This is a genomic window from Amycolatopsis sp. VS8301801F10 (genome assembly GCF_046195355.1).
Taxonomy (GTDB): Bacteria; Actinomycetota; Actinomycetes; order Mycobacteriales; family Pseudonocardiaceae; genus Amycolatopsis.
Window position 1 is genome coordinate 3300107 of record NZ_CP176065.1, and the last position, 15386, is coordinate 3315492.

The window sequence follows — 15386 nt, forward strand, 5'->3', positions numbered from 1 at the left end:
GACTCGCAGGCAGGTGAGCGCTGCTCCGGCTCAGTCCACGGTATCGGCCGCGACCCCAACCGGTTCCCGTTACGACTCGGTGGCCATGCCCAGAGAACAGAGGGAACCGGCCAGGGCGATGAGGTCGTAGCGGGTGTCGTCTTCGTTCGTGTGCCACAGGGTGGACAGGGTGCTTGCTGCCTGGTCTACGTCGCCGTTGTGCTGTTTCAGGGCGATCCACATCGCGGCGGCCACCGGTTCGCATTCGATGTGCCGGTTGGTCGTGCGGCAGGTCAGTTCCAGGTGGCCGCTGGCGAGCATGCGCTGGGTGACGCCGGGGGCGGTGGTGATCGCCATCATGATGGCCTCCAGGGTGAGGGGGGTGTGTTTCCTTGCTGTACCTAGTTTCTCGGAACGGGGCCGTCGGAGCCATGGGGTGTGCTCCTGAAGCTTCCCTGGGGTTTCCCCACCCTTATCCCCGGCGGATCCCTGGTTGCCAGCGGGGCAGGGTTGTGGTGGCGGTGTTCGGCTGGACAGGGGAGCGGCGTGGGCACCCCTCTAGTGAATCGAACGCGCGTTCGATTACGCAATCGCTCGAATCGGTCAACCCGTCCTGGCGAAACCAGACCCTCAAGATCACTGTCCAGACCTAAAACCCAGGCGGAGCGGCAGAGAACTGCCCCTCGCGCCCAGGCGGCGGCCAGCGAAACGCAAAACCGCGACACCCGGTAATCATGATCACCTAATTGAGTGACTTTAGATCGCGGTTGGCTGTGCTTAGGGGGCGGCTGCGACTGTGGCAGACGCAGGAAGAATGACCATTGGGTCGAGGAGCTTGCGATGGGCGTGAACTGGGGGCAGAACCGCCGCACCGAGCCGAACGAAGCAGTGTCCCTTCTCGAAGGGCTGCTGATCGAATGCGATGCGGGGGCGGGAGACACGGTATTGGTCGGCGGAGGACCGGCCAGCGGGAAGACGCAGGTGCAGAACCAAGTGGTGGCGCGGGCCCGCGAGCTGGGCGTTCTGACGCTCACCGCGGCGGGAGCGGCCGACGAGCGCGACGTCGACGGAGGTGTGCTCGACCAGTTGCTGGCCTGTCCGGCGTTGCCGCGCGAGGTGCTGGCCGCGGAGTGCGGCGGGGACCGGATCGCGGCGTTGTGCAGTGCCTTGCACCGGCTGGCGCGCGAGCGGTCGCTGCTGATCGCGGTGGACGATTTGCAGCACGTGGACGAGACGTCGGCCCGGCTGCTGCTGAGGTTGCAGCGGCGGGCGCGGTCGGCGGGAATGTTGCTGGTGCTGACGCAGCCGGACGGCTGGTATTCCGGCGAGGGCATGGAATTCGCCGCCCAGCCGCACCGGTACGTGCATCTCACGCCGTTCACCGTGGAGGCGATCGCGCGACTGGTCGCCGACCACGGCGAGGCCGAGCGGATCTACGGGCTGAGCGCGGGGAATCCGTTGCTGGTCGCCGCATTGGTCGACGCTCGCCGCGGTTCGGCGGACGACAGCGCGGCGTATTCCGATGCGGTGCAACGGCTTTTGCATCGTTACGGTTCGCCGCTGCGGGAAGTGGCGACGGCGATCGCGGTGCTGGACACCGACGTGACGACGGACGCGGTGGCGACCGTCGCGGGCGTCGACCCGGTCGAAGCGGAGGCGTCCGCCGGCGTGCTCGTGGAGACCGGCCTGGTCGACGGGGTGCGGTTCCGGCAGCAGCCGGCCGCGGCGGCTGTCGTCGGCGGGTTGCGCGGGTCGGAGAAGGTGCAGCTGCACATCCGTGCGGCGCAGGTGAAGCACGCCCGCGGGTTGCCGGCACCGGAGGTCGCGCGGCATCTCGTGGCGGCGGGCGAAGCCCAGGCGGAGTGGGCGCTGCCGGTGCTGGTCGCGGCGGCGGAGCAGGTGATGCTCGGCGACGATGTCGACTTCGCGACTCGCTGTCTGCAGCTGGCGGCGGCCACGACCACCGCGTCGTGGGAGCAGCAGATGATCTCGCAGCTGCTGGCCAAGATCACCTGGCGAGTCAATCCGGCGGCGGCCGCACCGCATCTCGCGGCGTTGCGCGAAGCCGATTCGCTCGACCAATCCGACCGGATCGCCCTGGTACGCCAGTCATTGTGGTTCGGCGACCGCGAAACGTTCGAGTCCGCACTGGTCCGGCTGGGCGACGACCTCGAGCCGCTGCACCCCCGGATGGCCGCGGAACTGACGCTCGCCGCGCACTGGCACTACGGCACGGCGCCGGGGTTGCCCTTCGACGCTTCGGATCCCTGGATGCGCACCGCCACCACCCTCGCCTCGGTATGGCGGGTCGGTGGCAGCGAAGAGACTTCGGTGTGCGCGGAGCGGATTCTGCAGAACTGCCGGCTGTCGGACACTTCGTTGGAAGCACTGGCCACGGCTATCCTCGCGCTCGCGTACGACGGCAAGGCGGACCGTGCCGAAGGCTGGTGCACTTCGCTGGCCGAGGAAGCGGAGTATCGCGGCGCGGTGACGTGGAAGGCGATGCTCGACGCTATCGGCGCAAGCCTGTTGCTGCGTCGCGGCGAACCGGCCGAAGCAGCGGAAGCGGCCAGCCGTGCGCTCGCGCTGCTTGACGAGCCGAACTGGGGCGTCGCGATCACGTACCCGTTGGCCACGATGCTGACCGCGTACACCGCAGCGGGTGCGTTCAAGGCCGCAGCAGCGGTGTTGCGCCACGCTCTGCCCGAAACCGTGTACGCGACACTCGGCGGCGTACGGTTCCTCCGGGCGCGCGGCCAGTTCCACCTGGCCACGAACCGAGGGCTCTCCGCGATGAGCGATTTCCAGCAATGCCAGCGGATTCTCCGAGACAGCGGCCTCGATCTGCCCGCGGTGGCGCCGTGGCGGACCGATCTCGCCGAGGCGAATCTGCGGCTGCGCAATCCGACTCTGGCGGTGGAGCTGGCGAAACAGCAGCTGGCGGACGCGAAGGACGCGTTCTCGCAGGCAGTGGCGCTGCGGGTGCTGGCGTTCGCCGGGGACAGCGGCGCGCGGCCGGGCTTGCTGAACCGGGCGGCGGAGGCGTTCAAGGAATCCGGCGACCGGCTGGAGCTGGCCCGCACGGTCCGCGCGATCAACCAGCTCGGCCAGCGCGCGGAACGCTCGGCGGGCCTGGTGAAATCGGTGCAGGTGCCGCGCCAGCCGATGCGTCCGCTCACCCCTCGTCCGGTGGCGTCGAGACCGGAGCCGCCGCGGGCGGATCCGGAGGGGCCGGCGGCGACCGCGCTGAGCGAGGCCGAACTGCGCGTCGCGGAGCTGGCGGCGCACGGGCGGACCAACCGCCAGATCGCCGAAACGCTCTACATCACGGTGTCCACTGTGGAGCAACACCTGACCAGGGTGTACCGGAAACTCGGCGTGGCCGGACGGAGCGCGCTGGCGGGCGAGCTGGCCGGTGCCGGGCAGTGACGGAAAGCGGGTCGCAGGTGCTGTCCGACGTCGAGCTGCGGGTCGCGGAACTCGCCGCGCAGGGCATGCCGGTGGCGGTGATCGCGGAGGTACTGGGAGTGTCCGCGAACACCGCCGCCCGCCACCTCGCCGCCGTCTACGTCAAGCTCCGGAACGCGTGAAGGGCCTCCCGCGCGAACTCCGCGAGAGGCCCTTCGGCGAAACCGGAACCGGGTCAGGACCGGCGGTCGGCGACCACCGCGTCGATGATGTCGTCCAAGGAGCGCGTCGGCACGAAGCCGATCTGGTTGTACGCGCGGGTGCAGTCGGGAATGCGGCGCTGCATGTCCTCGTACCCGTCGCCGTACGCCTCCTCGTACGGCACCTTCGTGATGGTGCTGCTCGAACCGGTCGCGCCGATCACGCGCTCGGCCAGCTGCGAGATGGTGGTCTGCTCGTTGCTGCCGAGGTTGAACACCTTGCCGTACGCGGATTCGTCGGCGAGCAGGTCCGCCAGCGCGGGCACGACGTCGTGCACGTGGCAGAAGCAGCGGGTCTGCTGCCCGTCGCCGAACACCGTGATCGGCTCGCCGGCCAGCGCCTGCGTGACGAACCGCGGGATGACCATGCCGTAGCGTCCGGTCTGGCGCGGGCCGACGGTGTTGAACGGCCGCACGATCACCGTGCGCAGGCCGTGCTCCACCGCGTACAGGTGGGCGAACGTCTCGTCCAGCGCCTTCGCCTCGGCGTAGGACCAGCGGTTCTTCAGCGGCGACCCGATGATCCGGTCGTCGTCCTCGCGCAGGCCGTCGGCGGTGTTCTTGCCGTAGATCTCGCTGGTGGACGCGACGAGGATCGGCACGTCGTGCCGCAGCGCCGCGTCGAGCATGTTCTCGGTGCCGTGCAGGTTGGTGCGGAGGCTGTCCATCGTCTTGTCGAGGATGGTGAACACGCCGACCGCGGCGGCGAGGTGGAAGACCGCGTCGATGCCCGCCATGCAGGATTCGATCGCGTTCGGGTCGGTGATCGAGCCGCGCACGAACCGGAAACCGGGGTGCCCGGCGACGCCGGCGAGGTTGTCCAGGGTGCCGGTGCTCAGGTTGTCCAGTGCGACGACCTCGTCGCCGCGGGCCAGCAGGTGCTCGGTGAGGTGGGAGCCGATGAACCCGGCGCCTCCGGTGATGAGGTAACGCACGTCAGTGTCCCTTTCTCAGTGTCATCCGGGGCTTCGCCCCAGGCCGGGGACTCCGCCGCCCGGAACCCCCGCGAAGAATCAGTTCGCGAAGAGCGCGCGGTCGAAGCGGTAGGTAGCGTCGATGACGGTCGGGCAGTCGGCGAGCCATTCGTAGTCGTGGCCCGGCTGGACGGTGTGGATGAGCGCGACGTCCCAGTCCTCGCCGTCCGGCTCAGGGACGGTGTCGAGCGAACCGCCGGTCACTCGGACATTCGGCACCAGCGGGTCGTAGTAGCCGACCTTCGCGCCCTTCGCGGCGAGCAGGTCGATGATGTCGAGCGCGGACGACGAACGCACGTCCTGCACGCCGGGCTTGTAGGTCACGCCGACCACCAGCACGCGCGTACCGGCCATGCCCTTGCCTTCGCGGGACAGTGTGTTGAGTACGCGGTCGACAACCTGCTTCGGCCGCTCCGCGATGGCGTGCATCGCCTGGGTCACCAGCGGTGCGTTGCTCTGCGTCGCGCGCAGCTGCCACAGCAGGTAGTGCGGGTCGCAGGGGATGCAGTGGCCGCCGACGCCGGGGCCGGGGTGGAAGGCCATGAAGCCGTACGGTTTGCTGGCCGCCGCGTCGATGACCTCGATCGGGTCGATCGCGAAGCCGTCGCTGATCTCGGCGAACTCGTTGGCCAGCGCGATGTTCACCGCGCGGAAGGTGTTCTCGTACAGTTTGGTCATCTCGGCCGCTTCCGGCGAGCTGACGCAGTGCACGGCCGGGGTGAGCACGTTGATCACGCGCTGCGCCATCGCGGTGCACACCGGGGTCACGCCGCCCAGCACGCGCGGCGTCTCCGCCTGGGTGTGGGTGACGTTGCCCGGGTCGATCCGCTCCGGGCTGGACGCCACGAACAGGTCGCGGCCGATCGTGAATCCCTTGGCCACCAGCGGTTTCACCAGCAGCCGGTTCGAGGTGCCGACGTAGCTGGTGGAGGTGAGGATGAACGTCTGGCCGCGGCGGGCGTTCGCGACCAGCGCCGCGCACGCCGCCTCCAGCGGGCCGAGGTCGGGCATCAGGTACTCGTCGAGCCCGGTCGGCACGCACACCAGCACCGCGTCCGCGTCGGCCATCCGCGCCGAGTCCGTGGTGAGCTGGAAGTCCTCCTGGTGCACGGCTTTCTCGAGCCGCCGGTGGTCGGCTTCGATGAGGTCGACGTCGCCCGAGCGGATCGAGTCGAGCCGGTTCTGCGACAGGTCGATGCCGATCACGCCGACGCCGCCGGCGTGCAGGCCGAGCGCGGTCGGCAGGCCGACGTAGCCCATCCCGATCACCGCGACCGACGTCAGTTGGTTCCGTTCGGCGAGGGCCTCGAATTCAGCGACAGTACTGGTCATTCCTGGTCACCCGTTTCTGGATGGGCAGTGGAAAAGCGAGCGGGAAAAGCGGACGGGAAGCCGGTCATCGGACCGAGCGGACGATTTCGAAGGCCTCGGCGAGGCCGGCGCTGACCTGCGAGCCGCGGTATTCGGCCAAGGCGCGGACGCCGCGTTCGCTGCGCGGGTTCGGCCACGGCTCGAGTTCTTTCCCGTAGGCGCGCAGTGCTTCGATTTTGCGGTCGAGGTGGCTCTGGTCGAGAATCTGCCAGCAGTTCGGCCGGAACGTGACCGGCAGCCCGGAGGCCTCTCCGACGTCGGTGGCGGAGCGGATCTCGAACGTGCGGACCTCGCGCACCGGGCCCTTGCCCGGCCGTCCGGCGACCCGCGCGGCGCGGCTGACCAGCGCGTGGTCGGTGCTCAGGTCGCACATGCTGGTGGCGAAAACGGTGTCCGGCTCGAATTCGCGGACCTCGCGCTCGACGACCTGGTTCAGTTCCAGATGGCTGACCGTGTCGAGCCGGTTGTCGCCGAATTCGTGGACTCGCACCCGCTCGATGCCGAGCGTTTTCGCGGCCAGTTCGATCGCGTCGGTGCGATCGGTGACCTCGGCGCCGGCGGCCGAACGCGAACCGTCGTCGTTGGTGAGAATGCAAAGCGAAACGGTGACGCCCTCGTCGGCGAGCCGGGCGATGGTCCCGCCCGCGCCGAGCGTTTCGTCGTCGCCGTGGGCTCCCACCACCAGAAGCCTGCGTGTCAACGTGTGCATACGATTCCCCAGTCCTTGTCCGGGCGGTGAAACCCCCAGCGGAAGCGAGCCGTGCGAAATGGCTTGGAACGCCAGCAAAATCTGACATCCGGGGGGTCTTTGCGACAACCCCTAAAGACCGTCTAAAGCGGACCTTGGCCGGGCTGGCGGACCGGCTCAGGGGTGGGCGCACTCGCACCGGAAAGACGGTGGGAAAGACCGCGGGCAGGCGAAAACCCGGCGAATCGCGGCGGAGACCTCGACCTGGCGGACGGCCGGGATCGAGCTAGGTGCGCGCAGGAGTTTCCCGCCCGGCGCACGCGTTTTCGACCCAGGCACGATTGCGGCCCGGGCGCGAGCATTCAGCGGGAAAGCTCGGGAGGAGGAATCAGCTGATCCGGAGTCGCGTCACCGGCATCCCGCGATGCGTTCCAGCTCCGGCACGAGGTCGTCCAGCGTCGGCGTGGCCAGCATCTCGTCCCGGACCTCGAGCGAACAGTCGCGAAAGGACGGTTCCTCCAGCAGCCGCTCAAGTCCATTTCGGACGGTGCCGGGGGTGACGTCCTCGAGGTCCACCATCAGGCCGTTGCCGCGCTTCACCTGGGCGAGCGCGGAGATCCGCTCGCTCCACGTGGTGCCCGGGATCACCAGCTGCGGGACGCCGTTGACCACCGCGTTGCCGATCGTCGCGCCGCCGCCCTGATGCACGATCGCGGAGCACGAGGCGAGGAGTTCGTACATCGGCACGAAGTCCACCGCGCGCACGTTGTCCGGGATCTTGTCCACCGTCGCGAGCTGCTCCGCGTTGAGCGTCGCGATCACTTCGACGTCGAGGTCGGAAAGGCCGTCGAGCAGCGCGGAAACCGAGGTCTCCTCTTCGCCGAGCGTCTGCCGGTTGGAGATGCCCAGGGTCAGCAGCACGCGCGGGCGGGCCGGGGGTTCGACGACCCAGCGCGGCAGCGCCATCGCCTTGTTCAGCGGCACGAACCGCGCCGGGAGGTAGTCGACGTCGACGCCGTCGTACCGGAGATACGACGGGTGGCAGTCGATGGTCTTGACGCCGTAGCGCAGGTTCTCGTCGTAGTCCGCGCCGTAACGGCCCACCTCGGCCGACATCCACTCCACGAACGGGTCCGGGCCGGTGTCCTCGGGCTTGCTCGCGCGCAGGTCCCGGTACTGCGCGCCGATCCGCGCCGTCTGGTCGGCCGCGTACATCATCCGCAGGTGCGGGACGCCGATCGCCTGCGCGACGATCGGCGCGGCGTAGACCAGCGGGTCCCACACGACGAGGTCCGGCTGCCAGTTGCGGGCGAACCGGACGAGTTCGTTCAGCAGCGGTTCCGGCGTGTTCCAGCGGAAAACGTCGACCCAGCCGTCGTAGACGGTGCGCACGTATTCCTCGGTGTAGCGTTCCGGACGGCTTTCGGAAAGCTGGTGCTTGCCGTGCAGCGTGTCGTCGCCGCCGGCGCTGAGCCGCCGGTGCTGCGCGATGTCGAGGTCCTCGCCGAACCACATCGCGTCGAGGCCGGTCTCGGCGAACGGCAGGACCTCGCGGGGATTGCGCTGGCCGACGAACCGCACCTCGTGCCCGGCGGCGGCCAGTGCCCAGCCGACCGGGGCCATGCTGTAGACGTGCGTCCTCGTCGGGAAGACCATCAACATGACTCGCACAGCGCACTCTCCGATGCCGGGGTCCGGGAACACTTCTGGGGAGACGGTAATCGCGGCCGCGCCCGCGGCAGACCCGGCAATGCGGCGTAGGGGTGCCGGACCCCTGTCCGCGCGGGCCGGCGCTTCCGCGTCCCGCCCGGTACCCGCTTTCCCGCCCCTAGCCGGGTTTTCAGGGGTCCGGCCGGGCCGCGCGCCGACCTACGATCCGAACCAGACGACCAGGGATTGCTGGCTTGCTGCAGTGGCGGAGTGCGGAATGCGTGAGTGTGTAACCGACGAACGAGGGGACTCCCAGTGACCCAGACACCGTCCACCGAGCAGATCGTCGCCGCGCTGCGCCAGTCCATGACGGACAACGAGCGGCTGAAGGCGGACAATCAGAAGCTCACCGCGGCGCTGAGCGAGCCGATCGCCATCATCGGGATGGGCTGCCGGTACCCCGGCGGGGTCGCCACGCCCGCGCAGCTTTGGGACCTCGTCGCCGGCGGCGCCGACGCCATCGGCGAGTTCCCCGACGACCGCGGCTGGGACACCGAAGCGATCTTCGACCCCGCGGGCCGTCCCGGCACGACGTACTCGAAGGAAGGCGGTTTCCTCTACGACGCCGCCGACTTCGAGCCGGAGTTCTTCGGTATTTCCCCGCGAGAGGCTCGCACGCTCGACCCGCAGCAGCGGGTGGTGCTGGAGACCGCGTGGGAGGCCGTGGAACGCGCCGGGATCGTGCCGTCGACGTTGCGGGGCAGCAAGACCGGCGTCTTCGCCGGCGTGATGTACCACGACTACGGCGCTGGCAGCAGCGACGGCAGCCTCGTCTCTGGCCGGATCTCCTACACGCTCGGGCTGGAAGGTCCGTCGGTGTCGGTCGATACCGCGTGCTCGTCGTCGCTGGTCGCGATGCACCTTGCCGCGCAAGCACTTCGGCGGGGGGAGTGCTCGCTGGCACTGGCCGGCGGAGTCACCGTGATGGTGACCCCGGACATGTTCGTCTACTTCAGCGAGCAACAGGGCCTCGCCCCAGACGGTCGCTGCAAGGCGTTCGGCAGTGGCGCCGACGGTGTCGGCTGCTCCGAAGGTGCCGGAATGCTCCTGTTGGAACGGCTTTCCGACGCGCGCCGCAACGGCCACCACGTCCTCGCGGTGCTCCGCGGGAGCGCGGTCAACTCCGATGGCGCGTCCAGCGGTATCACCGTCCCGAACGGCCCGGCGCAGCAGCGCGTGATCCGGGCGGCACTGTCCGACGCCGGGCTCAAACTGTCCGATGTGGACGCGGTCGAGGCGCACGGCACCGGCACGAAGCTCGGCGACCCGATCGAGGCGCAGGCGCTGATTTCCACCTACGGCAAGGCGGCGACGGCGGAACGGCCGCTGTACGTCGGGTCGTTCAAGTCGAACGTCGGCCACACGCAGGCCGCGGCCGGGGTCGGCGGCGTGATCAAGATGGTGGAGGCGCTGCGGCGCGGCGTGCTCCCGCGCACGCTGCACGCCGACGAGCCGTCGCCGCACGTCGAATGGACCGACACCGTCTCGCTGCTGAGCGAGCCGAAGCCGTGGCCGGAGACCGGGCGGCCGCGTCGCGCGGGCGTTTCGTCGTTCGGCATCAGCGGGACCAACGCGCACGTGATCGTCGAGCAGGGCGACCCGGTGCCGGTCCCGGCTCCGGACGCCGGGCCGGTGACCTGGCTGTTGTCGGCCAACGACCCGGACGCGCTGCGGGCGCAGGCGGGCAAGCTCGCCGCGGCCGCCGGTGAAGCGTCCGCTGTGGACATCGGATTCTCCCTGGCGACCACCCGGACCCAGGCCGAGCACCGCGCCGGGATCGTCGCCGCCGACCGGGCCGGAGCGATCCGCGCGCTGACCGAGTACGCGGCCGGCCGCACCCCGGCGGGTGTCGTCGAAGGGGTGGCCGGCACCGGGCGCACGGCGTTCCTGTTCACCGGCCAGGGCGCCCAGCGCGCCGGGATGGGCCTGGAACTGGCCGCGGCCTACCCGGCTTTCGCCGAGGCTTTCGACGCGGTGGCCGCCGAACTGGACAAGCACCTCGACGTGCCGGTGCGGACCGTGCTGGGCTCCGACGAGACCGGGTACACGCAGCCGGCGTTGTTCGCCGTCGAGGTCGCGGTGTTCCGGCTGCTCGAATCGTGGGGCGTCGCCCCGGACTACCTGCTGGGGCATTCGATCGGCGAGCTGGCCGCGGCGCACGTCGCCGGGGTGCTCTCGCTCGAAGACGCGTGCACGCTCGTGACGGCCCGGGCGCAGCTGATGCAGGCCCTTCCCGCTGGCGGGGCGATGGTCGCCGTCGCGGCTGCCGAGGCCGAGGTCGTGCCGCTGCTGACCGAGGGCGTGTCGATCGCCGCCGTCAACGGGCCGTCGTCGGTGGTGTTGTCTGGCGACGAGGACGCGGTTCTCGCGGTGGCATCTAGGTTCGAGAAGACTTCGCGGCTGAAGGTGTCGCACGCGTTCCACTCGGCGCTGATGGAGCCGATGTTGGCCGATTTCGCCTTCATCGCCCGGAACCTGACCTATTCCGCACCTGCGCTTCCGATCGTCTCGACGGTTTCGCCGGACGCCGACCTGACTTCGCCGGAGTACTGGGTGAGCCAGGTGCGCGACGCGGTCCGGTTCGCCGACGGCATCCGCACCCTGCTCGACGCCGGTGTCACGACGTTCGTCGAGGTCGGCCCGTCGGCCGTGCTCACCGCGATGGGCCAGCTGTGCCTGACCGCCGACGACCGGGCGACGTTCGTCCCGGTGTTGCGCAAGGACCGGCCGGAAGCCGAGTCGGCGGCAGCCGCGGTGGCCGCGCTGTTCACCACCGGGTCCACTGTGGACTTTTCCGCCTTCTACGCCGGCGGCGCGCCGGTCGAGTTGCCGACGTATGCCTTCCAGCGCAAGCGTTACTGGATGGAGAACCCGACCGGAGCCCGTGTCCGCGGGGTAACCGAGGTCGGGCAGGTCGACGCCGGGCATCCGCTGCTGGGCGCGGTCGTGACGACCGCTGACACCGGCGGCGTTGTGCTCACCGGGCAGCTTTCGCTGCGCGCGCAGCCGTGGCTCGGCGACCACGTCGTGCAGGGGGTGCCGCTGTTCCCCGGTACGGCTTTCGTCGAACTGGCCGTGCGGGCGGGCGACGAGGTGAACTGTGGGCGGCTTGACGAACTGACGCTCGCGGTCCCGTTGATCCTGCCCGAACACGGGGCCGTCCCGGTCCAGGTGACGGTGGGTGCGGAGGACGAGTCGGGCGCCCGCGCGGTGGGCATCTACTCGCGGGCCGCGGACACCGGGGAGTGGACGCACCACGCCAGCGGAAGGGTGTCGCCGACGGCGGACGCGCCCGTGGCCGCCGCGGAGTGGCCCCCGGCCGGTGCCGTCGAGATCGACGTGACCGGCCGCTACGACGAACTCGCCGCACAGGGCTTCGACTACGGGCCGGTGTTCGCCGGGCTGCGCCGGGTCTGGCGCGACGGGAACACCCTGGCCGCCGAAGTCGCGTTGCCGGAGCACACCGACGGTTCGGCCTTCGCGCTGCATCCCGCCCTGCTGGACGCCGCGCTGCACACCATCGGGCTGGCCGGGCTGACGGAGGACAAACCGGCGCTGCCGTTCGCGTGGAGCGGGGTTTCGCTGCACGCCAGCGGGGCGTCGAGCTTGCGCGTGCTGCTCTCCTCGGACGTCGAGAACACCGTTTCGCTCACCGCCACCGATCCCGCCGGGGCGCCGATCGTCACCGTGGGGTCGCTGGCGCTGCGGCCGATCGCCGACGACGCGTTCGCCGCGGTCACCCGTCCGGCGGCTGGCGACTCGCTGTTCCGGGTGGAATGGCTGCCGTATTCCGGCGATGCCGCTTCTGACGTTTCGCACGCGGTGCTCGGTGCGGATCCGTTCGGCCTCGGCGGGGAGTCCTATGTGGACCTTGCCGCGCTGATCGACGCGGGGAAGGCCGCCCCCGACGTGGTGACCGTGTCGTTCGCGGCTCCCGAGACGGCCTCGCCCGCCCTGGCGCGCGAGGCCGCCCATCAGCTGCTGGAACTGGTACAGGCGTGGGTCAGTGAACCGGCCCTGGCCGCCTCGCGGCTCGTCGTGGTCGCTTCTCACGCCATCGCGACGCGTCCCGAGGAGGACGTCGCCGACCTCGTCCACGCCGCGCTGTGGGGCGTCGTGCGGTCGGCCGAGCTGGAGTACCCGGACCGGTTCGCCGCGGTCGACGTCGACGGCGGCGAACTGCCGCTGGCCACGGTGCTCGGGGCGATCCGCGCCGGGGAGCCCGGGGTCGCCGTCCGGGACGGGGCGGTGCTGGTGCACCGGCTGGCGAAGTTCGCCCCCGAGACTTCGGCGCCGTCGCTGAACCCGGACGGAACCGTGCTGATCACCGGCGGCACCGGTGCGCTGGGCGCGTTGCTCGCCCGGCACCTGGTGACCGAGCACGCCGTGCGCCACCTGCTGCTCACCAGCCGGCGCGGCGACGCGGCACCGGGAGCGGCGGAGCTGAAAGCGGAGCTGGAGGAGCTGGGCGCCGCGGTTTCGGTGGTGGCCTGCGATCTCGCGGACCGGGCCGCGGCGGCCGAGCTGGTGGCCGGGGTGCCGTCCGGACATCCGCTGACCGCGGTCGTGCACACGGCGGGCGTCCTGGACGACGGGGTGCTGCTCGCGCTGACCCCGGAGCGGATGGACGCGGTGCTGCGGCCCAAGCTGGACGCGGCCTGGCACCTGCACGAGCTGACCGCGGAGCTGGACCTGGCCGCGTTCGTGCTGTTCTCCTCGGTCGCCGGCCCGTTCGGTTCGGCCGGACAGGCGAACTACTCGGCCGGGAACGTGTTCCTCGACGCGCTGGCCCACCACCGCACGGCGCTCGGCTTGCCGGCGGTGTCGCTGTCGTGGGGCCTCTGGACCGGCGGCATGGCGGGCGCGCTCGGCGACACCGACCTGGTCCGGATGGCGCGGTCCGGCGTGGCCGGGCTGTCGTTCGCCGACGGGCTCGAGCTGTTCGACGCGACGTTCGGCACCTCGCAACCGGCACTGGTCCCGGTCCGGCTCGACCTGGCCGGGCTGCGCGCCGGCGCGGACCGCGTGCCCCCGTTGTTGCGCGGCTTGGTGCGCGGTGCCCCGCGGCGCCGAGCCACGGTCGCCGACGACTCGTGGACCCGGATCGCGACCCTGCCTGCCGCGGAACGGGAACGGGCGCTGCTCGACCTGGTCTGCGGCACGGCGGCGGTGGTGCTCGGACACGACCGCCCGGACGCGATCGACCCCCGCAAGGGCTTCATCGAACTCGGCTTCGACTCCCTGACGGCGATCGAGCTGCGGAACCGGCTGGACGAAGTGTCCGGGCAGCGTTTGCCAGCGACGTTGATCTTCGACTACCCGTCCCCGGGTGCGGTGGCGGGGCTGCTCGGCGCGGGACTGGCGGATCAACCGTCCATTGTGGATTCACAGCTGGCGGCTCTTGAATCGGTGGTGCGGGACAACGCTTTGGCTGAGGACGAGCGGGAGAAGCTGGTCAGCCGGTTGACTGCGCTGCTGGCGTCGTTCTCGGCCCCGGAGGAGGCCGCGGACATCGAGAACGCCAGCGCCGAGGATCTCTTCGCGTTGTTGGACGAGGAATTGGACACCAAACCGGTGTGAGCATGGCGAATCCCCCGCCGCCGTCCAGTCACTGGCGTGGCGGGGGACTCGCGTGGTGCTCACCCCTCGGTCAGCAGCCCGAGGGAGCAGAGGGAGCCGGTCAGGGCCACCAGGTCGTAGCGGAGGTCTTCGACGTCGGTCTCCCACAGCGCGGCGAGGACGGCGCTCGCGTCGTCGAGGTCGCCGTTGTGCTGGTTGAGCGCGACCAGCATGGCCGCGGCCACCGGTTCGCAGTCCACCTCGTGGCTCGTGCTGGCCAGCTTGAGGTGTCCGTCGGGGAGCATTCGCTGGGTAACGCCGGGCGCGGTTCGAATAGCCGTCATGGCTGCCTCCGGGGCCGGTGGTCCGGTCTGTTCCTTGCGGTACCAGTTTCGCGGATCCGCGCCCGGCAGACCAGGGGGTCGGCACCTGAAGGCAGCCTGGGGTTTACTCCCCCGCAATCCGCCCGGGGGCCGGGGTCGCGGAAGCGAGCGCTTCCGCGCGCCAGTCGCGCAGGCACGCCGCGACGGTAGTCAGCACGGCGGCTAGCTGGGCATTCAGGTAGAAATGCCCGCCTTCCAGCACCTGCACGGCGCAGTGGCCGTTAGTATGCCCGCGCCACGGGTCGGCCTCGGCGGGGTCGACTACCGGGTCGTCCGCGCCCAGCAGAACCTGGACCGGGCAGTCCAGTGCGAGCCCGGGTTCGGGGCGATACGTCTCGACGGCCGTGTAGTCCCCGCGGATCGCGGGCAGCACCAGGCGCAGCAGTTCGTCGTCGCCGAACACGGCGCTGCCGGTGCCGCTGATTTCCTTGAGGGCAGCGAGCAAACCGTCGTCGCCGAGTTCGTGGACGTACTCCGACCGCGGCACGGACGGCGCCGGGCACGCGGACGCGAACAGCCCCAGCGGCCGGGTGCCCCGCGCCTCGAGCCGGCACGCGACCTCGTAGCCGAGCGTCGCGCCCATGCTGTGGCCGAACAGGGCCACCGGCCGGTCGATCCAGGGGGCGAGGTCGTCGGCGATCACGTCGGCCATCGCGGCGAGTTCGGTGCAGCACGGCTCGTCCCGCCGGTCCTGGCGGCCCGGGTACTGCACGGCGATGACGTCGGCGTCCAGTCCGCCGTCGGCGGCTGCCCGCGAGAACGGGAAGTACGCGGTCGCCGACCCGCCCGCGTGCGGCAGGCACACCAGTCGCACCGCGGCGTCGTCGGCCGCGTGGAATCGCCGGAGCCATCGGCTGGAGTTCTTGTTCAGGGCAGTCACAGTTCAGGAAGTCTCCGGTCCCTCCGCGGGACCGGCAACCCCTAGCGGCGCAGCGTCCGCGGGCGGTCGAGCCGCCCTTCGGCCGCCTCGCCGGGAGGGCTCGCTCAGGGGTCCGGGCAGCCGGTTAGGGGTGGGTACGCCGTGCTCGCCGCTCGTAACGTACCGCCTCAGGCG

Annotated in this window: 10 protein-coding genes; 3 read left to right on the forward strand and 7 right to left on the reverse strand. The window is 70.5% G+C overall.

Going from position 1 to position 15386, the window contains the following annotated elements:
* Positions 1-69 precede the first annotated feature (69 nt).
* On the reverse strand, positions 70-339 hold the full coding sequence (locus tag F9C11_RS15940) for a hypothetical protein (RefSeq protein ID WP_409185643.1): 270 nt from the start codon (positions 337-339) through the stop codon (positions 70-72).
* 480 nt (positions 340-819) lie between these two features.
* On the opposite strand from F9C11_RS15940, the gene F9C11_RS15945 reads away from it, so the two are divergent.
* Complete coding sequence (locus tag F9C11_RS15945; RefSeq protein ID WP_409185644.1) at positions 820-3408, forward strand: LuxR C-terminal-related transcriptional regulator; 2589 nt, start codon at positions 820-822, stop codon at positions 3406-3408.
* The gene (locus tag F9C11_RS15950) at positions 3405-3569 is read left to right on the forward strand and encodes a LuxR C-terminal-related transcriptional regulator (protein WP_409185645.1); all 165 of its coding nucleotides are present in this window, start codon (positions 3405-3407) and stop codon (positions 3567-3569) included. Before F9C11_RS15945 ends, F9C11_RS15950 begins: the two co-directional genes overlap by 4 nt.
* A 53-nt stretch (positions 3570-3622) precedes the next feature.
* On the opposite strand, the gene F9C11_RS15955 is transcribed toward F9C11_RS15950, so the two are convergent.
* From F9C11_RS15955 to F9C11_RS15970, 4 genes are all read right to left on the reverse strand, one after another.
* A complete protein-coding gene (locus F9C11_RS15955; RefSeq protein ID WP_409185646.1) occupies positions 3623-4582 on the reverse strand; it encodes an NAD-dependent epimerase/dehydratase family protein in 960 nt (319 codons plus the stop codon).
* A 78-nt stretch (positions 4583-4660) separates the two neighbouring features.
* Positions 4661-5953: a nucleotide sugar dehydrogenase gene (locus F9C11_RS15960; protein ID WP_409185647.1), complete on the reverse strand. Its 1293-nt coding sequence runs from the start codon at positions 5951-5953 to the stop codon at positions 4661-4663.
* Between the two features lie 64 nt (positions 5954-6017).
* A complete protein-coding gene (locus tag F9C11_RS15965) occupies positions 6018-6701 on the reverse strand; it encodes a PIG-L deacetylase family protein (protein ID WP_409185648.1) in 684 nt (227 codons plus the stop codon).
* 387 nt (positions 6702-7088) lie between these two features.
* The gene (locus F9C11_RS15970; protein ID WP_409186917.1) at positions 7089-8342 is read right to left on the reverse strand and encodes a nucleotide disphospho-sugar-binding domain-containing protein; all 1254 of its coding nucleotides are present in this window, start codon (positions 8340-8342) and stop codon (positions 7089-7091) included.
* A gap of 303 nt (positions 8343-8645) precedes the next feature.
* On the opposite strand from F9C11_RS15970, the gene F9C11_RS15975 reads away from it, so the two are divergent.
* Complete coding sequence (locus F9C11_RS15975; protein WP_409185649.1) at positions 8646-13970, forward strand: SDR family NAD(P)-dependent oxidoreductase; 5325 nt, start codon at positions 8646-8648, stop codon at positions 13968-13970.
* Positions 13971-14029: 59 nt separating this feature from the next.
* Here F9C11_RS15975 and F9C11_RS15980 read toward each other — a convergent pair whose 3' ends face one another.
* Together F9C11_RS15980 and F9C11_RS15985 are read right to left on the reverse strand one after the other, a co-directional pair.
* Complete coding sequence (locus F9C11_RS15980) at positions 14030-14293, reverse strand: hypothetical protein (RefSeq protein ID WP_409185650.1); 264 nt, start codon at positions 14291-14293, stop codon at positions 14030-14032.
* A gap of 103 nt (positions 14294-14396) precedes the next feature.
* Positions 14397-15212 (reverse strand): thioesterase II family protein, encoded by an 816-nt coding sequence (locus F9C11_RS15985; protein WP_409185651.1) that lies wholly within the window; start codon positions 15210-15212, stop codon positions 14397-14399.
* Positions 15213-15386: the final 174 nt, after the last annotated feature.

Excerpts from the sequence above, each read along its gene's own strand:
- F9C11_RS15940 (WP_409185643.1), bottom strand. The coding sequence starts at position 339 with ATGATGGCGATCACCACCGCCCCCGGCGTCACCCAGCGCATGCTCGCC.
- F9C11_RS15960 (WP_409185647.1), bottom strand. The coding sequence starts at position 5,953 with ATGACCAGTACTGTCGCTGAATTCGAGGCCCTCGCCGAACGGAACCAA.
- F9C11_RS15970 (WP_409186917.1), bottom strand. The coding sequence starts at position 8,342 with ATGTTGATGGTCTTCCCGACGAGGACGCACGTCTACAGCATGGCCCCG.
- F9C11_RS15980 (WP_409185650.1), bottom strand. The coding sequence starts at position 14,293 with ATGACGGCTATTCGAACCGCGCCCGGCGTTACCCAGCGAATGCTCCCC.
- F9C11_RS15965 (WP_409185648.1), bottom strand. The coding sequence starts at position 6,701 with ATGCACACGTTGACACGCAGGCTTCTGGTGGTGGGAGCCCACGGCGAC.
- F9C11_RS15945 (WP_409185644.1), top strand. The coding sequence starts at position 820 with ATGGGCGTGAACTGGGGGCAGAACCGCCGCACCGAGCCGAACGAAGCA.